The sequence below is a fragment of the Acinetobacter sp. ANC 4636 genome (assembly GCF_054454555.1).
The window spans coordinates 82,926-107,158 of the sequence record NZ_JBTKVD010000008.1 but is presented as its reverse complement, the minus strand read 5'-3'; the positions used below and the strand labels follow the sequence as shown (position 1 = coordinate 107,158).

Genomic DNA, 24,233 nt, shown 5'->3' with positions numbered 1-24,233 from the left:
CATGAAAACTGAAACGACCATTCAGGGGTTAAATGCAGCGCTTAGTCCAGCACGTACTGCAAAAAAACGCATTGGATTTGTCCCAACCATGGGGAATTTGCATGAAGGGCATCTCAATTTAGTTCGCGAAGCGAAAAAATTGTGTGATGTTGTTGTGGTCAGTGTTTTTGTGAATCCAATTCAGTTTGGACCGAACGAAGATTTTGATAATTACCCACGAACTTTAGACAAAGACAGCCAGTTAGTTGCTGATGTAGGTTGCGATATTGTTTTTGCACCGAGTGTGGAGCAAATGTATGGCAAGCAGCCATTTTTAACGAACATTAGTGTCTCAGGGATTACTGCTGATTTGTGTGGTGCATCGCGCCCAGGACACTTTGATGGTGTTGCGGTTGTAGTTAGCAAGTTATTTAATATTGTTCAACCCAGCTTGGCATTTTTTGGGCAAAAAGACTTTCAGCAGTTGGCGGTTATTCGTCAGTTGGTGCAAGATTTAAGTTTCCCGATCGAAGTGATTGGCGTGCCTATCACACGTGCTGCTGATGGTTTGGCACTTAGCTCACGTAATGGTTATTTGACCCCTGAGCAACGTGCAATTGCACCAACGATTTATCAAAGTTTGAAACATGCTGAAAAGGCTTTGCTAGAGGGCGTGAGTTTGGATGCCATTTTGGCTGAGATAAAAACACAACTTACGCATGCAGGTTTTGTCGTTGATTATGTTGAGGCGCGTAGCCCAACGTTGCAAATGGTCACAGACTTTAAGCAAGATACTGTGATCTTTGTAGCAGCAAAATTAGGCACAACGCGTTTAATCGATAATTTGATTGTCAAATTTGTTGGATAACATTGTCTAAACGCAATGAGGAAAGCAGTGTCATGAAACGTATTTTAATTGTCACAGGTCAATCAGGTTCAGGAAAATCCTCTGCGCTACAAGTGCTCGAAGATTTGGGCTATTACTGTATTGATAATTTGCCGTTGGCACTGCTTCCCGAAATTGTCGCCAAACTGGATCATGAAAATAATCTTGAGCAATTGGCGCTTGGTGTAGATGTTCGTAGTACACAAGCGGATTTTCAGGAATTTGATCACGTTTTTGAACAATTACAAAAACATGGTATGGTCGATGTAATTTATTTGACCACGCAGGATCAAGGATTGATTTCGCGTTTTAGTGCGTCACGCCGTCCTCATCCACTTGCAACACGTTATAAAACTTTGCTTGAATGTATTGCAATAGAAAAAAGCCTGTTGCTGCCAATGCAGTTTCGTGCAACAGTCAATATTGATACTACAGACAAAAGTGTGCATGATTTAAAGCATACCTTGTTGTCCAAACTTGGACAGTCAGAAGATATGGTTGTGATTTTGCAATCATTTGGTTATAAACATGGCATTCCACTTGATGCTGACTATGTTTTTGATGTCAGACACTTGCCAAATCCGCACTGGGATTTAGAATTACGCAAATTCTCTGGTCTGGATACCCCGATTCAGGAATTTTTGGGGGCAAATGATCAAACCAATGCCATGTTTAGTGATATTTATCAGTTTTTAGCAAAATGGCTTCCTGCCTTTGCAGAAGGGCATAGACATTACATTACCGTCTCCATTGGATGTACGGGTGGGCAGCACCGCTCAGTTTATATGGTGGATAGACTTAGAAAAGCACTGAAGGCGAACTGGTCTATTCAAGTTTTACATAGAGAAATGAAGCATTGGTCATGATTGACACGACAGTAGATGTAATTAATAAACTTGGTTTACATGCACGTGCCTCTGGCAAATTAATTGAAGTGACCACCAAATTCCGCTCTTCGATTCAGGTAGGTAAGGGCGATAAATTGATCGATGCAAAAAACATTATGGCATTGTTAATGCTTGGTGCTGGAAAGGGAACAACATTACGCATTGTTGTAGACGGACCAGATGAAGAGAAAGCCTTAGACGAAGTTCTGGCACTTTTCGCAGCAAAATTTTATGAGGCAGATTAAACGTGGCACGACGACCGCAACCGCAACAACGCTATACCGAAGAAGATTTTGAATCTTTAGATGGTCGTGCAAGCAAAACTGAACAAAAGAAAGCTGTACAGCGCATGGCAGCTTTGGGTGAACGATTGGCCGCACTATCCATTAAGCAAATTCAACAACTCCCTGTTGAAGAACGTTTAATTGAAGCGCTGCTTGATGTACAAACCATTAGCTCATTTGAAGCACGCCGCCGCCAATTTCAGCGGATTGGCAAACTGCTTCGCAATGAAGATGAAAGTCTGATTTTATCGTATCTAACTCCGCAGCAAGGGGTAAAAAAACAGGTACAGTTGCAACGCTGGGTTGATCGTATGATTGAGCAAGGCGATAGTGCGATTCATGAATTTAGTAAGCAGTTCAATGCAACGGATAAACACACTTTGCGTCAGCATGTCTTGCGTATTTACCGCGACAAGCAACTTGAAGCAACGGACGAAGAGCTTGAAGTTTCACGTCAGAAGTTGTTGAACTATGTACAGCAAGTTGGACTGCTCTCTGATCAGGGTAAATCAAGATAAATAAAGCGACCTTTAAGGTCGCTTATTTATTGTGTTGAATTTAGCCTGTTTGCTGTTCTGCACGTTGTTTTGCCCATTCTCGCAAAATAAATTTCTGTAACTTACCTGTCGAGGTTTTTGGGATTTCGGTCATCACAATATCTTTTGGTAATTTATAACGTGCCAGATATTGTTTGCAGTGTTCAATCAGTTGCTCTGCACTGAGTTCATGACCTGTTTTGACTTCAATAAAAGCACAGGGCACTTCCTGCCAATAAGGATCGGGTTTGGCAACCACTGCCGCAGTTAAAACAGCAGGATGCTGATAGAGTACTTCCTCAATTTCAAGAGATGAAATATTTTCTCCACCTGAAATAATCAGGTCTTTAGAACGGTCCATAATTTTGGCATAGCCATCAGGCTGACAAACCGCAAGATCACCCGTGTGAAACCATCCGCCAGCAAAAGCTTCTTCGGTGGCGTGTGGGTTTTTTAGATAACCTTTCATCACAATATTGCCACGGAACATGATTTCACCCATGGTATGTCCATCATGTGGTACGGGCTCCATAGTTTCAGGATCGATCACTTTCATGGCATCTTGTAATGGGTATGGTACACCCTGACGCGAATGCAATTGAGCTTGTTCCTGAATCGATAACTCACTCCAGCCTGCTTGTGAAGCACAGAGTGCAGAAGGGCCATAAGTTTCAGTCAGACCGTAGACATGAGTGACATTAATGCCAATATTGCGCATTCCTTCAATGATCGCTGCGGGTGGTGCTGCACCTGCGACCATGACTTCTACTTGATGGTTAAACGTGATCTGTTTGTCTTTAGGGGTATTAATCAGCATAGACAACACAATCGGTGCGCCACAGAAATAATCAACCTTATGTTGGGCAATCAGCTGAAAAACCTGTTCCGTGTCGACTTTACGCAGGCAAATATTGGTGCCCCCGTTGGCAGCCATTGTCCATGCAAAACACCAGCCATTGCAGTGAAACAGTGGCAGGGTCCATAGATATTTGGCGCGTGGAATCATGCCACTGGCAATGATGTTACTGGCGGCATTAATGTATGCCCCCCGATGATGATAAACCACACCTTTGGGATTGCCTGTTGTGCCTGACGTGTAGTTGAGGCTGATTGCATCCCATTCATCGTTAGGTAAATGCCATTCAAAATCGGCATCTCCCTGTGCGAGCCAAGTTTCATACTCAATAAAACCAATATCCTTTGCAGCACCATCATATTCGGCATCATGCACATCAATCACGAGGACCTGATGTTTAACCAAAGCCAGTGCTTCTTGTGCCAGTGCCGAAAATTCACTATCAACCAGCAATAGTTTGCTTTCAGCATGGTCTAGCATAAATGCCAGTGTTTTGGCATCGAGGCGGGTATTGAGTGTATTGAGTACAGCACCAGCCATGGGAACAGCAAAGTGCGCTTCAATCATTGCGGGAATATTGGGCAATAACACCGAAACGGTATCATTTTTCCCGATACCGAGCTGATTGAGCTGGTGGGCAAACTGGCGACAGCGCATATATTTTTCACGCCAAGTAATCTGCCGTGTCCCATGAATTATGGCGGCTTGATGCGGGTAAATATGAGCCGCTCGTTCTAGATAGCGCAGTGGTGATAGTGCAACAAAATTTGCTGCATTTTTCGGTAACTCATCGTATGCACTGACTGCCATGTCAATTGCTCCTGTCGTGTTGTTGTTATATCGTTTTGACTATTTTGCATACACATTAGATGAATTCTGCGGTAAAAATTAGCCCTGCTTTAGTCTTAAGTGTGCTGGCTGGAGAGGTTTATTTTAGGCCTGAGGATTGATATGGTTTAAAAAAATTATAGATTGAAATACAAAGGTTTCTTAAATAGCACAAGACGTGTAGAATCATAGGGGACTTTTTTAGCCACCGTTTTTATTTTGAGGTTTTCCTCGATTTTAATCTCGCGGTGACATGCTCTATTGTGTGGGGCATCACTCCTTAAGGATTTATTTATGCCAATTATCACATTGCCAAATGGCGATCAAAAAGCTTTTGATCAAGCTGTATCCGTTATGGATGTCGCTCTAAGTATCGGACCTGGACTGGCGAAAAACACTGTTGCAGGCCGTGTGAATGACCGCTTGGTTGATGCATCAGATTTAATTACCGAAGATGCAACGCTGCAAATTATCACGCCTAAAGATGAAGAAGGCGTCGAAATCATTCGTCACTCGTGTGCGCACTTGGTTGGTCACGCAGTTAAGCAGCTTTTTCCAGAGGCAAAGATGGTGATTGGTCCTGTCATTGAAGAAGGTTTCTACTATGACATCTGGATGCCACGTCCATTTACATTAGATGATATGGCTGCCATCGAAGAGCGTATGAAAAAGCTCATCGACCAAGACTATGATGTCATCAAAAAAATGACTCCACGTGATGAAGTGATCGCAGAATTTACTGCACGTGGTGAAGAATACAAATTACGCTTGATTGCGGACATGCCAAACGAAACGCAAATGGGCTTGTACTACCATCAAGACTATTTGGACATGTGCCGTGGTCCACACGTACCAAATACAAAATTCTTAAAATCATTCAAGCTCACTAAAATCTCTGGTGCTTACTGGCGCGGTGATGCGAAGAATGAACAGTTGCAACGTATCTACGGTACAGCTTGGGCGGACAAGAAACAGCTTGCTGCTTATATTAAACGTATTGAAGAAGCGGAAAAGCGTGACCACCGTAAAATCGGTAAGGCACTGGACTTGTTCCACATGCAAGAAGAAGCACCTGGTATGGTGTTCTGGCATCCAAATGGCTGGACTATTTATCAAGTGCTTGAACAATACATGCGTAAAGTTCAGCAGGACAATGGCTACCTTGAAATTAAAACACCACAAATCGTAGATTTCACTTTGTGGGAAAAATCAGGTCATGCAGCAAACTATGCGGACAACATGTTTACGACTCATTCAGAAAGTCGTAACTATGCCGTTAAGCCGATGAACTGCCCATGTCATGTTCAAGTGTTTAATCAAGGTTTGAAATCTTACCGTGATTTACCAATTCGCTTGGCAGAGTTTGGCTCATGTCACCGTAACGAACCATCGGGTTCATTGCACGGTATTATGCGTGTGCGTGGCTTTACTCAAGACGATGCGCATATTTTCTGTACCAAAGAACAAATCGGTCAAGAAGTTGCTGACTTCATTAAACTGACTTTAGATGTATATAAAGACTTTGGCTTTGAAGAAGTGCAAATGAAACTCTCTACTCGCCCAGAAAAGCGTGTGGGTGATGATGCACTTTGGGATATGGCGGAGAAATCTTTGGCAGATGCGTTGGATGCAGCAGGTCTTGATTGGGACTTGCAACCAGGTGAAGGTGCATTCTATGGTCCGAAAATTGAATTCTCATTGAAAGACTGCTTAGGTCGTGTGTGGCAGTGCGGTACAATCCAATGTGACTTTAACTTGCCAGAGCGTTTAGATGCGTCTTTTGTAACTGAAGACAATGAACGTGATCAACCTGTGATGTTGCATCGTGCAATTCTTGGCAGTTTTGAGCGTTTTATTGGTATACTTATTGAACACTATGCCGGTTTCATGCCACCTTGGTTAGCACCCGTGCAGGCTTGTGTCATGAATATTACTGATTCTCAAGCCGAAGCATGCCAACAAGTCGTGGCGAAACTCAAAGAAAATGGTTTACGTGCCATTTCAGACTTGAGAAATGAGAAAATCGGCTTTAAGATTCGTGAACGTACACTGGAGCGTATTCCGTACCTTTTAGTTCTTGGTGACCGAGAAGTTGAAGAGGGTACAGTCAATGTCCGTACGCGCTCAGGAAAAAATTTAGGTACTATGTCAATTGATGCTTTCATTGACTTGGTGAAATCTGCCGTAGCCGAACGTGGCCGGTACATTGTGGAGTAAGAAAGATTAAACAGCCTGATCGTAACCAACAACAAGGTGGTAAAAGCAATCGTCCAGCATTGAACACTGAGATTCGTGCCAAAGAGGTACGGCTTATTGATGCTGAAGGTGAACAAAAAGGGATTGTTTCATTAAATGAAGCATTGCGAGCTGCAGAAGATGCTGATCTTGACCTTGTTGAGATCGTTGCAAATGCAGAGCCACCTGTTTGTAAAATCATGGATTTCAACAAGCACTTGTTTGATCTTAAGCAAAAGCAAAAAGATGCAAAGAAAAAACAACATCAAGTGCAAGTGAAAGAAATCAAGTTGCGCCCTGGAACTGATATTGGGGATTATAACGTTAAGCTACGTGCGATCCTCCGTTTCTTGGAAGAAGGTAACAAGGTTAAAATTACCTTGCGTTTCCGTGGTCGTGAAATGGCACACCAACAACTGGGTCTAGCTCAATTACAAAAAATTGAAACAGACGTGGCTGAATGGGGTGTTGTTGAACAGGCACCAAAAATGGAAGGTCGCCAAATGGGCATGTTACTTGGACCTAAAAAGAAAAAGTAATCGCTTGGTTTGACGTAAAAAAAGCATCGCCAGTTTTGGCGGTGCTTTTTTTATTCATGCGATTTTCACTGAGTTGATATCATGATTCTGTTAAGATGCAATTGAGTATAATAAATGTAATATTTATGACAGTATCAGCTTTTAATTGACTGTAATTATTAATTTAATTCTCATAATATGATTTTAAGAATTATTTTTATCTTGATATATTGATTATTTTTATCAGTTTTATAGTTTTAGACCTTTCATAAAAACATGATATAACAGGCAAACCAAAACAGATGCACTCAAATAAGCAAAGGAATTCGAATGATTGATGTATATTATTGGGGTACACCCAATGGTCATAAAGTAACAATCGCGCTTGAAGAAATGGGACTTGAATATCAAATTTTCCCCATTAATATCTCAGAAAATGATCAGTTTCAACCAGACTTTCTAAAAATCTCTCCCAATAATAAAATTCCTGCAATTGTTGATCAGAATGGTCCGCGTGGTGAACCTATCTCTGTGTTTGAATCTGGTGCTATTTTGCAATATCTTGGACGAAAAACGGGATTGTTTTATCCAACGGATGAGCAGCAGCGCGTTGAAGTAGAACAATGGTTGATGTGGCAAATGGGTGGCTTGGGGCCAATGCTCGGGCAGAATCATCATTTTAACCGTTTTGCCAAAGAAAAAATTCCCTATGCAATTGACCGTTATATCAATGAAACCAAACGCTTATATGGTGTACTTGAAAAGCAGTTAATTGGTCAGAACTATGTGGCAGGGGAATACTCAATTGCAGATATGGCCATTTTCCCGTGGCTATGCCGTTATGAATGGCAAAGTATTGAGTTAGATGAGTTTCCAAATGTAAAAGCTTATATGCAACGTATGAACGCCCGTCCAGCGGTTCAAAAAGCATTGTCGATACACGTATAGTTTTTTACTTATTCGCCTTGGGTCTCATGAGTTATTGGTTGTTGTTTATCTCTGCTTTTGGGGCTGCAACGTTACTTCCTTTACAGTCAGAAGCCGTGTTGATGACTTTACTGGTGCAAGGTCATCACGATCCTGTATTGTTATTGTTCGTTGCCAGTGTTGGTAATGTTTTAGGTTCATGTGTGAATTGGTGGTTAGGGCTTAAAATTGAGCATTTTAAGCATAAAAAATGGTTTCCAGTGTCTGAACCCCGCCTGAAACAAGCACAGCAGATATACCATCAATATGGTTTTTATTCATTATTATTGAGCTGGACCCCAATTATTGGTGATCCGATTACCCTGATTGCAGGCTTGATGCGGGAAAATTTTTGGCGGTTTTTGGGAATAGTGACCATTGCCAAAACTGGGCGCTATATATGTCTGTATATTTTATATTTAGGCATGTTTGGGTGATTTGAGGGAAAAGATATTCCTTTCCCTCATGCAATTAATGCTGAGAGCTTTTATTGACATCCACATCAAACAGTTCAGATGTTTTAATCCAGCTTACAATGACGACAGCGAGAGTCATGCACCCCCCGAAAATGGTTGCGGTGATGGTGCCCATGTATTTGGCAGCCAAACCCGATTCAAACGCGCCAAGTTCATTACTGCTAGAGACAAACATACCGTTGACTGCAGCAACGCGGCCTCGCATATTTTCTGGTGGGTAGAGTTGTAAAATTGTCTGGCGAATAACAACCGAAACGCTGTCACAAGCACCTGTCATGAGCAGTGCAAACAATGAGAGCCACATATGGTTTGAAAAAGCAAACATGAGTGTAAATATGCCAAACCCTGCCACAGCCAAAAGCATATTGCGCCATGCATGTTGAGTTGGAGGAAAACGGGTCAGCAAGAACATGGTGATGAGTGCTCCAATCGAAGGTGCAGCACGTAACAATCCCAAGCCTTCAGGCCCTGTCTTTAGAATATCTGAAGCGAAAATGGGCAGTAATGCGATGACGCCACCAAACAATACTGAAACCAAATCTAGCGAGATTGCCCAGAGTACAATTTTGGTATTCCATATAAAACGGAAGCCTTCTTGCATACTTGACCAAAGGGCGGCTTTCTCCATCGCAGGAAATTGGCGTTTTTGGAGTAAATTCACCAAACAAAAGCAGGTAAACATCAGCGCTGCAACAGTCAGTAAGCTGGTTTCACGCCCTAACCCTGCCAGCATGAAGCCACCAAGCATTGGCCCTAAAATCACGCCACTTTGCCAGCCAATCGTGGTCCATGTTGCACCATTGGTATAGAGTTCACGTGGAATCAGAAAAGGTTTCAGTGAAGTTGCAGCAGGTGAATAAAACCCACGAATAATCCCAAAACCAAAAATAACGCTATAAATTCCCCATTTGAGCATTTCAACTGAAATGAGCTGGGTATCATAACGATGAAATAGTGTCCACAGAATGAGAGGCAATGGGAAAGAGAAAAATAGACAGATTTTCATGATGGTCTGTTTATTGAACTTATCCGCAAAATACCCTCCCCATAAAGACAGGCTAATAAAGGGGATAGCTTCTGCCAGACCAATCATACCGAGGGTTAGCGGGTCTTTGGTAATCTGATAAAGGCTGTATCCGACAATCACTTCCTGAATGAGGATACCGAGAGTTAAACAGAGTTGGTTAATCGTAATAATGGAAAAATCGCGATAGCGAAGTGCAGCAAAAGCATCCTGTTTTGTGTGCATGATATTAGAATATAAGCGATATAAAGAAGTCGATTATAGCGATATTGAACTAAGATTACTCTCATGATTTGAGATTTTAGCTATTGAATATAGTGGGAATGGATATAAATTTTTAAGATAAGTTCATCCATCATATTCACGAAAAATAATGTGGCAGGGTGGTTAGCTTTAGGCTGACTTTGCAGGAGTCGATGAGCGTAACAGCTGAATAATACCGTGTTTATGACTTAGCCTGATTTTTCTCTGTAACAGAGATGCATCTCTAGCATTGGTTGAGCATACCTTGGCAACATGACAGATTTAAAAAATAGCCTCTCAAATCTATGACAAATTTTGTTTGAAGAATGGCTAGGTCATGTAAAAAATTAACAGGAGAAATGCTTTTGTTTTGAGCAAACTTACTATAAAATACTGCCTTCCTTACCTGCAGGTCGTTATTGCAATGGTGCAAACGAGCCGAACAGGTGCTTAAAGAGGTTGTTATGGCTAAGTTAAAAACTCGCCGTGGTGCAGCTAAACGTTTCAAAGCGACTGCTAACGGTTTCAAGCGTAAACAAGCGTTCAAACGCCACATTTTGACCAAAAAATCTGCTAAGCGTATTCGTCAGTTGCGCGGCTGTGTAATGGTTCACGTGAGTGACGTTGCTTCAGTTCGTCGTATGTGCCCATACATCTAAGGAGATTTATAAATGGCTCGTGTAAAACGTGGTGTAGTGGCTCATCGTCGTCACAAAAAAATTCTCGCTCGTGCTAAAGGTTACTATGGTGCTCGTTCACGCGTTTATCGCGTAGCGTTCCAAGCGGTAATCAAAGCTGGTCAATACGCTTACCGTGACCGTCGTCAGAAAAAACGTCAATTCCGTGCTCTATGGATTGCGCGTATCAACGCTGGTGCTCGTCAAAACGGTTTGTCTTACAGCCGTATGATCGATGGCTTGAAAAAAGCTCAAGTGATCATCGACCGTCGCGTATTAGCTGACATCGCTATGCATGATGCAGTTGCTTTCGCTGCTTTAGCTGAAAAAGCTAAATCTGCTTTAGCTGCATAAGCTTAGAGATTCAAAAAAGACCGCATTTTGCGGTCTTTTTTATTAAATAATTTTTAATGTGGTTTCTGTATTGGGAAACTTCATTCTTGTTAGTTTTTCAAGTATTAATGGGGAAATATTTAATTCATCAGAAATATTTTTTGCAGATAATCCATCATCTAGAATACAGTTAATAGCATCTTTAAGAAGGCTTGGCTTTTCTTCTGGCATAATAGTGTCTTCACTTTCTTGCTTTGCTTCACCGTTAACTCTTAGATGTATTACTCCAGTTTTATATTGGTTGTCATCAATTAAATTGAGTTGCTTTGCGCGATATAGAATAGCAGCTTTGCTAATTCCCCATATTTGTTTGAACTCACTCATTTTATTCCAATCAAAACGTCCACCTTTAAATAAAATGGGAAAATTCGTTCTGAGTATAGATTTTGGTAACAAAAGAGAACTAGCAAATCTATGGGCTTGTGATTCAGTTAAATTATCCCCTGTAATCACACCATTATGTAAAACCATATGCCCAACCTCATGAGCAATGTCAAAACGTTGTCGGCAAACGCTTTTTTTACTAGTGTTTCTAACAATAATTGGTCTTTGGCAAATTAAGGATAAAGCATCAACTTCAGTTGAAATTGAGTCAAAATCAGTAATGATTATACCTATGTCTTCACAAAATTCAGTTAAGTTGTAGATAGGTGCTAAACCTAATTCAAATTGCTTTCTAAAGTCGATAGCAATTTTTTCAATTTGATCTCCAGTAAGTATTGTATGATCAATTTCCTCTGCATTAATTGCATAATCAGGCAAATTAACATTTGTCTCAATAAATTTAATAAGACGGTTTAATTGTTCAGCTCTGGCTATAACAACTTGTTTGGCAAATTGTCTTGAGGTTTTTAGGCTCCGAAAATGGATTTGATCTTCCTGCAAAGGTGAGTGAATTTGATAGAAAAATTCTTCTTTGACATTAAATAAGCCGCATAAGCTTTTTAATAGGTCATCAGTTGGATAACTAAGACCAGTTTCAAGCTTATGTATGTACTGCTTTGATTTATCAACTTTTTTTGCCACATCTTCAAGAGAAAACTCATTGAATAGTCTAAGCAGTTTTAATTCTAGACCATTAAAAGAATTGAACATTTTAAAACCTAATTGCTGTTTTAGCTTTCATTCGATTTGTTATCCTTGCGACGCTTACTTGATAAGTTTCGTGGACGCTTATTGCTGTTACCATCAGGAGTATACAAATCATCTGAATGAATCGCAGGAGTGAGACTAGAAGAATTATATTCCCAAAATGAAACTATGTTCTTATTAGTGTCATAACTAACAAAAACAACAGTTGCCATTGGAAGCTCATCTTCATCGAGGGAATACATTAAGTAAAAATTTGAAAATACTGGGATACCTACTTCTTCATTAAATAAACTAGGTTGAGGTTGTATAGTAGATACGAATGCCCCTTTCTTTGTGGGGTGAAAATAGTCTTTTTCTTCAAAAAATCTACAAGATGTTTGTCCAATCTGGAAAATAAATTTATTGGTTTTATCTAGAATTTTTATATTAAAGAGGCATTGGTCACTGCTGAACTCACGAAAAAAGCAATTATGTGTTCGTTTAAAAAACATTGTGCCAAAAGTATAGTTATCATCATCAATGTCTCGAGTATCTTTAAATGTTTTATCAAAGGTTTGAAGCATTAATTTTGAAATATAAGTTAATTTATCATCCGTTAATTCTTTATCAAATGCTGATGGATGAGGATATTTGACCATGTATAACGTTCCTATTATTAATTTGAAGGAAAATCCTAAGTAGCGAAGTTTCAATCTATTTCAATATTTTAAAAACGTCAACCTATTTATTTCATTTTTTTAAATTTGTCACCTTGATTGAAATTTAGTTTATAAGTAATTAATATTTTATTGCACGATTAAACTTTATTTGTTGATGGTAATGACTTTAACTTCAACTTTTTTGCAGTCTTTATCGACACAAAGACCCGAGAACCAGATCTCGCCACTTTCCCCAATCATCACGCCATGCGTGTTTGCAAACAAGTTTTCATATTTTTGTTCCTGAATAATTTTGACCAGCATTGGATCAAAGATTTCATCGTAACGTTTGAGTAAGTCTTGACGTGATTTAAACGTGATTTTCTTGCCATTTAAATTGATTTTGATGGGATAGTTGATCATTGCAACCACTTGGTTTTTATGATGTTCATAGGTTGAAGTTTGAAAATCTTTCAAAAACTTCTGATAAGGTTGATGCTGACCATATAAAAAATCGAGGCGTTGATTGACTTCATGGGTGTTATCTGTAGCTGAGGAAGTGGGTTGTGCCCAAGTAGTAAGAGGTAAACTTAATACAGCAACTAGACTAAAACGGCTTAAACGAGAAAAGTTTATCTGCATAGTTTTATCCTTTTAGTACCCAATAAGACGAATATCATCGATATGGGTTTTTTATAATTGTTGTAGATTAAAACAAGGTTAAGTCAATCAAAAGATTGGCACATCTTTAAGATATACCAATCTGTTATCTCATTAAAAACCAAAATAATATGCCAAAGCACAAATCAACACTGTGATAATCACTAAAGCAATCACATTTTTATTTGAAATCTGATGCTTATGCTGTTCGCTGGTTGCTGCTTTATGCAGATGTAAACCAGAATGGGATGCTGTTTGAGCTTGTGGTGCTGGCGCGTCAAATGGTGTTTCAGGTTCTACGACTTTACGCTGTGCCGTTTGGTAGTGGTTGGCAGTTTTAACAATAAATTTACTGAATAAATCATCAAGTTTTACTGAAAAATGCTTAAAGGCGCGCTGTTCATCGACCGATGTAAAGACCTGATTTTCTTCCTTATGAACTGTCGCTTGCTCAGCCAGATCAAGTTCTAAGGCTTCAAGTTTAATCAGTAACTCATTACTTAAACTCGCCTGATATTGTGCAGGAAGGAGTGCTGATTTTTCTTCCAGGTCAATCGCAATCTTTTGTGGTTGGGTCAGATTAAAGCCTGTGTAGTGCTGTTCAATAAAGCGTTGTTGCTGAACAATTTGGGCATAAGTGGTATTGAAGAGTTCTTGGGTAAGATATTGCTGAATCCTTTCCCAATCAGGGGTTTGAAGGTCTGCCTGAATTTTTTTGTAGAGCTTACTATTTAATTCGAAATTCCAAAATGTTTCTTGGCGAATCGGACTGTGTTGAGCACTTGGAATGAGAAATTCTTGTTCGGCATTGAACCATTCTGCCAGTTCATTACCAAATACCCATGCCATTTTTTTCTTGTCATGATGACTGACAATAAAATGTGAATAGGGGAGTAACTCAATATTTGGATTTGGATTTTTTTCATCATTAAGCATACTTGAAGCATGTAAGCTCAGTCGAGTTGTTCCCTGTTTTTTTAGGTTTTCTAACCAAATTTGAAAATGCTGGGCAAGCAAATGCTGTGACATCAAATCACGAAACACAAAAGTATGTTCATCAAAAATAGGAAGCTCTCGCCACTGTTGCACACTGAGACCATGAGACAAATATTCATTGCCATAAGTCACTAAAGTCAGTTGTTGTTTCCAAATCGGGTCGAGTGCCATAGTGTTTCTCAGTATTACCGTTGCAATATTTTATACTTTTTACAAATCAGGATGGTATTAGAATTTTCATCGTGTACAAAGCTCATCAATATGCTGAAAAGCTGTTAGAATGACAAGTTTAATTTATTTTTTAACATTGATGCTTTGAGAGAAATTATGTCACTGGAAGCCCTGACCACTGAAGCGCTGGATGCAATTGCTGCAGCTCAAGATCTTGCTACACTTGACCAAGTACGGGTGCAGTTTACAGGTAAGAAGAGTCAGCTTGCAGAGCAGTCAAAAGCCTTAGGAAAAATGGATCCTGAACAACGTAAAGTTGAAGGTGCAAAAATTCATGCTGTTCGTGAAGCAATCAATAATGCTTTGACTGAGCGCCAAACTGCATTACAACAACAAGCTTTAGCTGCCAAACTGGCGAGTGAAACCATCGACATTACCTTACCAGGTCGTGGTCAGAGCATGGGTAGTATTCACCCTGTGACGCAAGTACAAGAGCGTATTTGCCAGTTCTTTACCAAGGCAGGTTTTACCGTTGCAACAGGCCCTGAAGTTGAAGACGATTATCATAACTTTGAAGCGCTCAACATCCCAGGACATCACCCTGCACGTGCCATGCACGACACCTTCTATTTCGATGCATCGCATTTGCTACGTACCCATACGTCTGGCGTGCAAATTCGTACCATGGAAACCACACAACCACCGATTCGTATTGTCTGCCCAGGTCGTGTTTACCGTTGTGACTCTGACCAAACACATTCACCGATGTTCCATCAAATTGAAGGGTTGTATGTGGCAGAAAACACGAGCTTTGCTGAATTGAAAGGCTTGTTGGTGAACTTGTTGAATGAATTCTTTGAAAAAGATTTGAAAGTACGTTTCCGTCCATCTTATTTCCCATTTACTGAACCAAGTGCAGAAGTGGATATTATGGATGAGCGTGGTCGCTGGTTAGAAGTTTTGGGTTGTGGCATGGTGCACCCAAATGTTTTACGTTCAGCAGGCATTGACCCTGAAAAATATAAAGGTTTTGCCTTTGGTCTGGGTGTAGAGCGTTTTGCAATGTTGCGTTATGGCATCAATGACTTGCGTATGTTCTACCAAAATGATGTGCGTTTCTTGCGCCAATTTGCTTAAACAGATTTTTTAAAATCCTCTCCTAAGCTCTCCTCTAAAAAAGAGAGGCACGCCACATTAAAGAATGGAATTTTCCGGCAATGTGGAAGTTGGGCTAGAGAGGGGGATTAAAGATTTTAGATATATAGGTTTTTTACGAAATGAAAATTAGCGAAAACTGGCTGCGCACATGGGTTAACCCAGCAATCGATAGCAATACATTATCTGAACAACTGACCATGCTCGGCTTGGAAGTCGATGAGCTTTCGCCTGTAGCCAAAGCATTTACAGGCGTTGTGGTGGGTGAGGTGCTGACAGTAGAGCAACATCCAGATGCAGACCGCTTACGTGTAACTACAGTGAATATCGGTTCAGGTGAGCCATTGCAAATCGTGTGCGGTGCACCAAACGTGCGTGTAGGCATGAAAGCACCTGTTGCAACCATTGGTGCAGTTTTGCCAGGCGATTTCAAAATCAAAAAAGGCAAGCTTCGTGGTATTGAATCACACGGTATGTTGTGTGGTGCTTCAGAGATTGACCTTGAAGATAAAATCGATGGTTTGCTTGAACTGCCTGAAGATGCGCCAATTGGTGTCAACATTCGTGAATACTTGAAACTTGATGATAACGTCATTGATATTTCAATTACACCAAACCGTGGTGACTGCTTTAGTATCCGTGGGATTGCCCGTGAAATTGGGGTAATTAACCAATTGCCCATGAATCAACCTGAGATTCAACCTGTTGCAGCCACTGTTGCCGATGAAAAAGCAGTTGTTGTGACTACACCAGGTGCACCATGTTATTTGGGTCGTGTCATTAAAAATGTCAATGTGAAAGCAGCGACACCAGAATGGATGGAGCAAGCCTTGACCCGTTCAGGTGTGCGCACGCATAGCATTTTGGTGGATATTACCAACTACGTCTTGCTTGAACTTGGTCAGCCAATGCATGCATTTGACTTGGCAAAACTTGAAGGTGCTGTACAGGTTCGTCAAGCAACTGCTCAAGAAAAACTGCAATTGCTCAATGAGCAAGAAGTAGAGCTGAATGAAGATGTCATGGTAATTGCAGATGATGTGAAAACCTTGGCAATCGCAGGCATCATGGGTGGTTTGGCATCAAGCGTGACCGATGACACTCAAGATATTTTCCTTGAAAGTGCATTCTTTAATCCGCTTGCAATTGCAGGACGTGCGCGCCGTTTCGGTTTGCACACTGATTCATCTCAGCGTTTTGAACGTGGCGTAGACTTTGAATTGCCAATCTTGGCAATGAACCGTGCCTCACAGTTGATTCAACAGCTTGCTGGCGGTGAATTTGGTCCAGTGACTGTAGCTGAACAGACAGACCTATTGCCAAAACGTGAAGCGATTGAACTGAATCAGGCACAAGTGGATCAATTGCTGGGTTATACCGTGGCAAGCGACTTTATTACGGATGCTTTAACCCGGTTAGGCTGTGCCGTAACGGTCAAAACACAAGGTGAGTGGTCAGTTGTACCGCCATCACACCGTTATGACATGGCAATCTACCAAGACTTGATTGAAGAAGTGGCACGTATTCACGGCTATGACAACATTCAAATCAGCTTGCCAAAAATTGATGTGCAATTGGCGACATATCAAGACCGTTTTGAATTGACTCAATTACGTCAAACCATCGCAACTTTGGGTTACCAAGAAGCGATCAGTTTTAGTTTTGCTGATTTGAAATTGGAAAAACAGCTCAATCCAAATGTACAGCCATTGGCATTGGCAAACCCGATTTCGAGTGATTTGGCAGTGATGCGTAGCACTTTGCTATCGAGTTTGATTCCTTGTGTGCAGTACAACCTGAACCGTCAGCAAAACCGTGTACGTTTCTTCGAGTTAGGTCTGCGCTTTGATTATCAAAATGCAACCAATATCGATGAGCTTAAACAAATTCCGACGCTTGCGTTAATTGCGGTAGGTTCATCTGCACCAGAACAGTGGCATGTGAAAACTCAGCCAATGGATTTCTTTGACCTGAAAGGTGAAGTTGAGCAAATTCTTGCGGCTGGACGTGTCAATGTTGAGTATCAGCGCTCGACTCGTGAATGGCTACATCCTGGACAGTCGGCTGAAATTGTGGTCGATGGTCAGTCAATTGGTTACTTGGGTCGTTTGCATCCATCATTGGAAAATGAATTGGATTTAGGCACAACTTGGGTGGCTGAACTCGATCAAACGGCTGTTTTGCAATCTTATGTATCTAATTTTACAGAATTATCACGTTTTCCGTCGGTTAGACGTGATATTGCGCTTTTAATTGATGATAAGATTGAGGTAAAAGAGATTCAGCAGTTAATTCAACAAACTGGTGGAGAGCTTCTCGATTCAACGTGGTTGTTCGATGTATACACTGGACAAGGGGTTGAGGCTGGTAAGCGATCGTTGGCATTTGCTTTGTTGTGGCAACATGCTTCGAGAACACTAGAAGATGCTGAAATTAAGTCAGGTATGGATCACATCATTGAAGTGTTGCAAAACACTTATCAAGCAACATTGAGGGCGTCATGACAGCATTAACAAAAGCAGAAATGGCAGACCATTTAAGCGAGCTTACGAATTTAAACCGTCGTGAAGCCAAACAAATGGTTGAGCTATTCTTTGATGAAATTAGCCAAGCATTAATCGCTGGCGAACAGGTTAAACTTTCGGGGTTTGGGAACTTTGAGCTACGTGACAAACGTCAGCGCCCTGGTCGCAACCCGAAAACAGGCGAAGAAATTCCAATTTCTGCACGCCGTGTAGTCACCTTCCGTGCTGGTCAGAAGTTTAGACAGCGCGTGGGTAATGAAATCGAACAAGACTAATTGAGTCTTGGAAAGAGAAGGGGTGATTGATTCACCCCTTATTTTTTTATAAATAATGTTGCTTAACCCAAGCAACACTTTGCATCAGCTGTTCTTCTAAAGGCACTTGAGATGCATGACATACTGTATATGATTTATTTGGTGTTAGTGATTCAGTGCGTAGAAACTCGAGCATTTCCCGAGAGAGGTTGAGGCGCTGTGCAAGTGGTTGCCACCTGAGTAGTGTTGCCAGTATTGGAAGTGGAACACAAAAGCGAGGAGGCTGGATTTTGAGCTGCTTCGCAATCAATCTGACAACGTGATGAAAAGATAAACTTTGCGGATGTACCAGCAGAATTTCCTGTTGATAGCTCGATCTATCCTTTAAGCACTGAGTGATACCTCGAACCACGTGATCTACACCTACCCATGGTAAGGTGTGTTGAGCTGAGCCAGGCAGAGCAAGCATTTTACCTTGATTAATCTGTTTAACAATTTGGGTAAATACTTGATGCTCTGCCACTTCGCCAGTGCCTTGAGCGCCTATTAGCGTTGCTGGATGAATCACTGTCCAGTCGAGTTCAAGCTCTTGAGCCAGTGCTACGCTACGAAAATGTGCTTCAATTTTTGACGCTTCATAGCTACCCAGTTTGCTGTAAAGCTGCTGCCAGTGACTTTGCAGTGGTTGCGCTAGATCAATGCCATATTGTTGCAAGTGTGTTTTTAACGTCAGCATATAGCCTGAAATCAGTATGACTCGCTGTAGTTGTGTCCGTTCTTTTAAGAGCTGGATGAGGGTTAAACAGCCATTCACATTCGTGGTTTGGGCCTGTACTTTGCTTAGGTTCCATGCAAATAAGACACCTGTGTGGATTAATGTATCTACTTGAGCTAAACGCTGCCAATCTGAAGCAGATATAGCTAAATCACTTTGCGCTAAATCTCCTTGAATAAATTGTAAATGTTCAATGTTACAGCCTTTCTCTTTTAACCATTTGCATAGCGTGGGTATTTGCTGTTCAGGATTGCGGAGTAGGGCAATCACGTCTTGTTTTTGCTGTAATAATTCTAATAGTACAAACCGCCCTAAAAAGCCCGTCGCACCTGTGACTAAAATCGCCATAATTTTTCCTGTATGGTTATATTACGATTTAGTCTAAACTGTGGAGTCCACTCTATAGTCAAGAAGAATAATCATGCTTATTCATGCATTAGGAAAACGAGTAGGTTTAAGTCGAGATACGCTACGTTTTTATGAGAAACTGGGATTAATTGAAGCTCAGAGAGCTGAGAATGGCTATCGCCATTATTCTGAGCAAATGGTTTTTCGTTTAGAACTGATTCAGTTAGCAAAGTCGTTGGGGTTTCAACTGAGTGAAATTGTAGACTTAATCAAAATGCTGGCAATGCAAGAACAACTTTCTGCTGAACAGTTACAAGAGTCCTTAAAAGGAAAACTTGTAGAAGTTGAAGAAAAATTACAGCAATTGCATACGCTAAAGGAATTACTAGAAGAGATGTTACAACAGCAGCTTTGTCCTATCCAGCTTAACTGTATCCAAAATTTAGACATAAAAAGAGAGAGTCGTTAGACTCTCTCTTTTTTCACTAGATTCGGATGAATTAGTGAGCAGCTGGAGCAGAAGCTGGAGCAGAAGCTGGAGCAGCATCAGATGCAGCAGCAGTTGCTTCAGAAGCAGCAGTTGTAGCTTCAGAAGCAGCAGTAGTTGCTTCAGAAGCAGCAGCGGCAGCAGAAGCTGGAGCAGAAGCTGGAGCAGCTTCTTGAGTTTTCTTAGCACAACCAACGAAAGCTAAAGTTGTAACAACAGCAGCTGCGATAGCAATTTTCTTGAATAACATGGCATCACTCTCATAAATTAGAGACAAAAAAAACCTAAGCAAACTTGTTTGTGCTTTAATTATCCCTATACGTTCGATAGGTAACAACGCATGGAGCAAGTTTGCTGGCATGACAATATGCTATCACTGCACATATTGAATTACTACTACTGAATGAAAAAAAAACGAAAAAAAACGGGCTTTTTAGGGGGTGTTTTAACAGAAAATAACAATAAAAAAGCAAATTACATTTAGATAAATGATGGAGTAACTATTGAAAAAAGCACAGACTTTTCTTTGAGGCGAAATAAATGAAAAAATGAGTAAAAATAAATTTTAACAAATAAGGAAAGAGATTGTGAAGATATGTAATTGTTGTCAACTTCAAGCCACTAAAAGCGTTAGTGGCTTGAAAATAGCGGATGAATTATTGTTTACGTTTCATTTGTTCAAAGAAATCGTCATTGGTTTTGGTTTCTTTCATACGATCGAGTAAAAATTCCATTGCTGTCAACTCATCCATTGGATGAAGTAGTTTGCGTAGAATCCATACTTTGCGTAGGTTGTCTTCACTCATGAGGCGTTCTTCGCGACGAGTACCTGATTTTTTCAGGTTCATGGCAGGGAAGACACGTTTTTCAGCAATACGACGGTCAAGCGTAATCTCTTGGTTACCCGTACCTTTGAATTCCTCATAAATCACATCATCCATTTTACTGCCTGTTTCAATCAATGCAGTTGAGATGATGGTCAATGATCCGCCTTCTTCAATATTACGTGCTGCACCAAAGAAACGTTTTGGACGTTCAAGTGCATGGGCATCTACACCACCAGTTAAAACTTTACCTGAAGATGGAATAACTGTGTTGTAGGCACGTGCTAAACGAGTAATCGAATCGAGTAGGATGACGACATCTTTTTTATGTTCAACTAAGCGTTTGGCTTTTTCGATGACCATTTCGGCAACTTGTACATGGCGCGCTGGTGATTCGTCAAAGGTTGATGCAACAACTTCACCGCGAACTGTACGTTCCATTTCGGTGACTTCTTCTGGGCGTTCGTCAATGAGTAGAACAATCAAGAAAACTTCTGGGTTATTGCGTACAATTGATTGAGCAATGTTTTGCAACAACATGGTTTTACCCGCTTTTGGCGGTGCAACAATAATTGAACGTTGCCCTTTACCAATCGGTGCGATTAAATCAACAACACGAGCGGTCAAATCTTCTGTTGAACCATTCCCGAGTTCCATGATCAGTTGTTCTGTCGGGAAAAGCGGGGTTAAGTTTTCAAATAAGATCTTGTTACGTGAGTTTTCAGGTGTATCGTAGTTAATTTGGTTAACTTTTAATAATGCAAAATAGCGCTCGCCTTCTTTTGGAGGGCGAATGGTTCCTGCGATGGTGTCACCTGTGCGCAGGTTAAAACGTCGAATTTGAGACGGGCTAACATAGATATCATCAGGTCCAGCGAGGTAAGAGCCCGCTGCTGTACGTAGGAAACCGAAACCATCAGACAAAATTTCTAAAACACCATCGCCAAAGATTTCTTCACCGTTCATGGCATGACGTTTTAAAATCGCGAAAATAATATCCTGTTTACGGTTACGCGCCATCCCCTCAAGGCCCATAAACTCAGCAATTTTAATGAGTTCGCCAATCGGTTTTTTCTTGAGTTCAGTTAAATTCATAGGTGGTCAGTGTGTGTCGATGTAAGAACATCTAGAGTAACGATTTGGAAGTAAATGCAAGAGTCAGCCGCATGCAATGAAAGTTGCACAATAAACGCAGAATCTGGTTAGTTCATTGTTCGAAAATCAAAATAAACAATTGCAGTGCCGAGCGGCGATCTTTTGTTGTGTTGCAAGAAAGGACTTGCTTAAGGCTTTGCCTTCCTTGAGCAATAAGAATATAAGTGACATCTGGAGAATTGTCAATTTACACCAAACAAAATACGCAAAAAATGGCGTATTTTGTCGGATTTTTTAGATTTAGATATTTTCGTCGATAAACGCAACAAGACGCGAACGAGGTACAGCACCGACTTGTTGAGCAACAACTTCACCATTTTTGAACAACAATAATGCAGGAATATTGCGAATGTTGTAGTTCACAGCAGTTGCTTCACAGTTTGTGACGTCAACTTTAACAACTTTCACTTTACCTTCGTACTCGCGAGATAAATCTTCTAAAACAGGAGCAATCGCTTTACAAGGACCACACCAGCCAGCCCAGAAATCTACAAGTACAGGTGTTTCAGAATCCAGAACGTCAGCTTTGAAATCTGCGTCTGTGGTATTAACTAGGTTAGACATACAAATGCTCCAATATGATCAGTTGTCAATAACAGTCTTTATTTATATAGATATATAAGTATTACACAGCTATTTTCAACATCATAGTCTGATGAATAGTTGCATTCTCGGATGCCACTGGTTTTTTGTCTAATGGATCATCACGATTGATTTAATCGACAGTAGCAATAATCATGAAAATCTAGTGAAAAACTGGCAGTTCAGCCCGTAAACTGCTTTTCAATTTGCGGTGAGTGAATTACTCTAAGCAGCAATTAAGTTGATTTGTTATGCACAATGTCTGATTTTCTGATTGATGAAGAATTGCTCGCTGCAATTGATATGGGGTCAAACAGCTTTCACTTGGCAATTGCCCGTGTAGATCACGGAGAAGTTAAGAAAGTTGTTTCAATGTCGGAAAAGGTACAGCTTGCTGCTGGATTAGATGAAAATAAAAATTTAACCGAAGCGGCCCAACAGCGTGGTTTAGCGTGTTTGGCACGTTTTGTCGGACGTTTAAGTTCAGTACAACCGAATCGTTTGCGTATTGTGGCGACCAATGCGTTACGCCAAGCTAAAAATGGACATGAATTTATTCAGCAAGCAGCTGAAATTTTGCCAAAACCAATTGAAATTATTGCTGGGCGTGAAGAAGCACGTCTGATTTATTTGGGTGTCTCACATACCATGGCCAATGGTGGTCGTCGATTGGTGATTGATATTGGTGGGGGATCAACCGAGTTTATTATTGGCGAACGATTCGAACCTTTATGTACCGAATCTTTGCAAATGGGTTGTGTGGCTTTCACCAAAAAATATTTTGAAGATGGTGAAATTAATTATAAAAATTTTAATAAAGCGTTTGTTGCCGCCTGTAAGGAACTTTCTGCGATTGCCAACTATTTTAAAGCAGAGGGTTGGGATACGGTTGTTGGTTCCAGTGGAACAATTAAAGCGTGCCGCCAGATTATGGTCAACATGGGCTGGAGCGACGAACAAGAAAGTGTGACTCGTGAAGGTTTAGAAAAACTCAAAGATAAATTGCTTAAATATAAGCATGTTTCAGAAATGGAATTTTCTGGCTTAAAAGAAGATCGCCGAGCAGTTTTGCCAGCTGGGGTTGCTATTTTATATGCAGCGTTTGAAGTTTTGGATATTGACCATCTGATGTATTCAGATGGTGCATTACGTGAAGGTGTGATGTATGACCTTCTGGGTCGTTTTAAGCATGAAGATATCCGAGATCGTAGTGTGCAGGCACTGATTGGTCGTTATAGTGCTGATCCGAAACAAGCGGAACGTGTCGTAAAAACTGCTCAATTTTTATTTGACTCGGTTGCGAGTAAACTAAAATTAACCAATGAAGACAGTGACTTAATTCGTCGTGCAGCTTATTTGCATGAAATCGGTTTAGCGATTAGTCATGGTGGATATCATCGTCATGGTGCATATTTGTTGCAGCATTCCGATATTCCTGGCTTCTCGCAAATTGATCAAAATCATCTATCACATTTGGTTGGACATCACCGCCGTAAATTGCGTAGTGAAAGCAAAATGGATGTTTTAAAGGTTGGGGGACAGTCTTTAGTTTATCTTTGCTTGCTGCTTAGACTGGCTGTTTTACTCAATCATAGTCGTAGTGATCAGATGCTTCCTGCCATTGAATTAGAGGTCTTGGATGCGCAACAATGGCAATTAACTGTTTCTGGCGATGCGAAACAATGGCCATTACTGGTTGCAGATTTGCACGATGAGCAAGAGCAATTTAAGCATTGGGACATTGATTTGATCATTCAGTCGGAAAAATTTATTGATTAACTCG

General features: G+C 40.7%; 25 protein-coding genes. 15 read left to right on the top strand and 10 right to left on the bottom strand.

The genetic code is table 11. From position 1 onward, the window contains the following. Window position 1 precedes the first annotated feature (1 nt). From panC to yjgA, 4 genes are read left to right on the top strand one after another with little or no spacing between them, the layout of a single operon-like run. Window positions 2-847, top strand: a complete 846-nt coding sequence (panC, locus tag ACX1N5_RS10330) for a pantoate--beta-alanine ligase (protein WP_458801878.1) — start codon at window positions 2-4, stop codon at window positions 845-847. 32 nt (window positions 848-879) lie between these two features. Further along, entirely contained in the window at window positions 880-1,731 is an 852-nt protein-coding gene (rapZ, locus tag ACX1N5_RS10325) for an RNase adapter RapZ (RefSeq protein ID WP_004753687.1), read from the top strand. Further along, on the top strand, window positions 1,728-1,997 hold the full coding sequence (locus ACX1N5_RS10320) for an HPr family phosphocarrier protein (RefSeq protein WP_004753685.1): 270 nt from the start codon (window positions 1,728-1,730) through the stop codon (window positions 1,995-1,997). The genes rapZ and ACX1N5_RS10320 overlap by 4 nt, the downstream gene beginning before the upstream one ends. Before the next feature lie 2 nt (window positions 1,998-1,999). Beyond that, window positions 2,000-2,554 carry a ribosome biogenesis factor YjgA gene (yjgA, locus tag ACX1N5_RS10315; protein WP_004753683.1) on the top strand — a complete coding sequence of 185 codons (555 nt, stop codon included), beginning with the start codon at window positions 2,000-2,002 and terminating at the stop codon, window positions 2,552-2,554. A 40-nt stretch (window positions 2,555-2,594) separates the two neighbouring features. Here yjgA and ACX1N5_RS10310 read toward each other — a convergent pair whose 3' ends face one another. Then, entirely contained in the window at window positions 2,595-4,238 is a 1,644-nt protein-coding gene (locus ACX1N5_RS10310) for an acyl-CoA synthetase (protein WP_458801880.1), read from the bottom strand. Between the two features lie 312 nt (window positions 4,239-4,550). Here ACX1N5_RS10310 and thrS point away from each other — a divergent pair, with 312 nt between their 5' ends. The 4 genes from thrS (at window position 4,551) to ACX1N5_RS10290 (ending at window position 8,412) form a co-directional block, all read left to right on the top strand. Continuing rightward, a complete protein-coding gene (gene thrS, locus ACX1N5_RS10305; protein WP_004753681.1) occupies window positions 4,551-6,473 on the top strand; it encodes a threonine--tRNA ligase in 1,923 nt (640 codons plus the stop codon). 5 nt (window positions 6,474-6,478) lie between these two features. Next, the gene (infC, locus tag ACX1N5_RS10300) at window positions 6,479-7,030 is read left to right on the top strand and encodes a translation initiation factor IF-3 (protein WP_081399815.1); all 552 of its coding nucleotides are present in this window, start codon (window positions 6,479-6,481) and stop codon (window positions 7,028-7,030) included. A 309-nt stretch (window positions 7,031-7,339) separates the two neighbouring features. Continuing rightward, the gene (locus ACX1N5_RS10295) at window positions 7,340-7,957 is read left to right on the top strand and encodes a glutathione binding-like protein (protein ID WP_045794199.1); all 618 of its coding nucleotides are present in this window, start codon (window positions 7,340-7,342) and stop codon (window positions 7,955-7,957) included. 26 nt (window positions 7,958-7,983) lie between these two features. After that, the gene (locus ACX1N5_RS10290; RefSeq protein WP_131379090.1) at window positions 7,984-8,412 is read left to right on the top strand and encodes a YqaA family protein; all 429 of its coding nucleotides are present in this window, start codon (window positions 7,984-7,986) and stop codon (window positions 8,410-8,412) included. Between the two features lie 34 nt (window positions 8,413-8,446). Here ACX1N5_RS10290 and ACX1N5_RS10285 read toward each other — a convergent pair whose 3' ends face one another. After that, entirely contained in the window at window positions 8,447-9,700 is a 1,254-nt protein-coding gene (locus ACX1N5_RS10285; protein WP_458801882.1) for an MFS transporter, read from the bottom strand. Window positions 9,701-10,182: 482 nt separating this feature from the next. On the opposite strand from ACX1N5_RS10285, the gene rpmI reads away from it, so the two are divergent. Both rpmI and rplT read left to right on the top strand, forming a co-directional pair. Further along, window positions 10,183-10,377, top strand: coding sequence for a 50S ribosomal protein L35 (gene rpmI / locus ACX1N5_RS10280; protein ID WP_001096359.1), 195 nt, complete (start codon window positions 10,183-10,185; stop codon window positions 10,375-10,377). A gap of 12 nt (window positions 10,378-10,389) precedes the next feature. After that, window positions 10,390-10,749, top strand: coding sequence for a 50S ribosomal protein L20 (rplT, locus tag ACX1N5_RS10275; RefSeq protein ID WP_004753667.1), 360 nt, complete (start codon window positions 10,390-10,392; stop codon window positions 10,747-10,749). 42 nt (window positions 10,750-10,791) lie between these two features. On the opposite strand, the gene ACX1N5_RS10270 is transcribed toward rplT, so the two are convergent. The 4 genes from ACX1N5_RS10270 to ACX1N5_RS10255 form a co-directional block, all read right to left on the bottom strand. Beyond that, on the bottom strand, window positions 10,792-11,883 hold the full coding sequence (locus ACX1N5_RS10270) for an ImmA/IrrE family metallo-endopeptidase (RefSeq protein ID WP_458801889.1): 1,092 nt from the start codon (window positions 11,881-11,883) through the stop codon (window positions 10,792-10,794). A gap of 20 nt (window positions 11,884-11,903) precedes the next feature. Beyond that, entirely contained in the window at window positions 11,904-12,518 is a 615-nt protein-coding gene (locus ACX1N5_RS10265) for a hypothetical protein (RefSeq protein ID WP_458801891.1), read from the bottom strand. A gap of 165 nt (window positions 12,519-12,683) precedes the next feature. After that, window positions 12,684-13,160 (bottom strand): hypothetical protein, encoded by a 477-nt coding sequence (locus ACX1N5_RS10260; protein ID WP_458801893.1) that lies wholly within the window; start codon window positions 13,158-13,160, stop codon window positions 12,684-12,686. Window positions 13,161-13,292: 132 nt separating this feature from the next. Further along, complete coding sequence (locus ACX1N5_RS10255; RefSeq protein WP_458801894.1) at window positions 13,293-14,345, bottom strand: hypothetical protein; 1,053 nt, start codon at window positions 14,343-14,345, stop codon at window positions 13,293-13,295. A gap of 156 nt (window positions 14,346-14,501) precedes the next feature. Between ACX1N5_RS10255 and pheS the strand changes: the two genes are divergently transcribed. The 3 genes from pheS to ACX1N5_RS10240 all read left to right on the top strand — a co-directional run bounded on the left by pheS (window position 14,502) and on the right by ACX1N5_RS10240 (window position 18,300). Next, a complete protein-coding gene (gene pheS / locus ACX1N5_RS10250; RefSeq protein ID WP_004753659.1) occupies window positions 14,502-15,482 on the top strand; it encodes a phenylalanine--tRNA ligase subunit alpha in 981 nt (326 codons plus the stop codon). A gap of 140 nt (window positions 15,483-15,622) precedes the next feature. Continuing rightward, window positions 15,623-18,004 (top strand): phenylalanine--tRNA ligase subunit beta, encoded by a 2,382-nt coding sequence (gene pheT / locus ACX1N5_RS10245; RefSeq protein ID WP_458801896.1) that lies wholly within the window; start codon window positions 15,623-15,625, stop codon window positions 18,002-18,004. Further along, window positions 18,001-18,300 (top strand): integration host factor subunit alpha, encoded by a 300-nt coding sequence (locus ACX1N5_RS10240; protein WP_004753656.1) that lies wholly within the window; start codon window positions 18,001-18,003, stop codon window positions 18,298-18,300. The genes pheT and ACX1N5_RS10240 overlap by 4 nt, the downstream gene beginning before the upstream one ends. Before the next feature lie 46 nt (window positions 18,301-18,346). Here ACX1N5_RS10240 and ACX1N5_RS10235 read toward each other — a convergent pair whose 3' ends face one another. Beyond that, window positions 18,347-19,402, bottom strand: a complete 1,056-nt coding sequence (locus tag ACX1N5_RS10235; protein ID WP_458801898.1) for an SDR family oxidoreductase — start codon at window positions 19,400-19,402, stop codon at window positions 18,347-18,349. A gap of 73 nt (window positions 19,403-19,475) precedes the next feature. Between ACX1N5_RS10235 and ACX1N5_RS10230 the strand changes: the two genes are divergently transcribed. Beyond that, window positions 19,476-19,871, top strand: coding sequence for a MerR family transcriptional regulator (locus tag ACX1N5_RS10230; RefSeq protein ID WP_458801900.1), 396 nt, complete (start codon window positions 19,476-19,478; stop codon window positions 19,869-19,871). A 31-nt stretch (window positions 19,872-19,902) separates the two neighbouring features. Here ACX1N5_RS10230 and ACX1N5_RS10225 read toward each other — a convergent pair whose 3' ends face one another. The 3 genes from ACX1N5_RS10225 to trxA form a co-directional block, all read right to left on the bottom strand. Beyond that, a complete protein-coding gene (locus ACX1N5_RS10225) occupies window positions 19,903-20,139 on the bottom strand; it encodes a hypothetical protein (protein ID WP_131376573.1) in 237 nt (78 codons plus the stop codon). A gap of 406 nt (window positions 20,140-20,545) precedes the next feature. Then, window positions 20,546-21,808 (bottom strand): transcription termination factor Rho, encoded by a 1,263-nt coding sequence (gene rho / locus ACX1N5_RS10220; protein ID WP_004753649.1) that lies wholly within the window; start codon window positions 21,806-21,808, stop codon window positions 20,546-20,548. Window positions 21,809-22,108: 300 nt separating this feature from the next. Next, entirely contained in the window at window positions 22,109-22,432 is a 324-nt protein-coding gene (trxA, locus tag ACX1N5_RS10215) for a thioredoxin (RefSeq protein WP_004753647.1), read from the bottom strand. A gap of 276 nt (window positions 22,433-22,708) precedes the next feature. On the opposite strand from trxA, the gene ppx reads away from it, so the two are divergent. Continuing rightward, window positions 22,709-24,229 carry an exopolyphosphatase gene (ppx, locus tag ACX1N5_RS10210; protein WP_004753645.1) on the top strand — a complete coding sequence of 507 codons (1,521 nt, stop codon included), beginning with the start codon at window positions 22,709-22,711 and terminating at the stop codon, window positions 24,227-24,229. The last annotated feature ends 4 nt before the right edge of the window (window positions 24,230-24,233 follow it).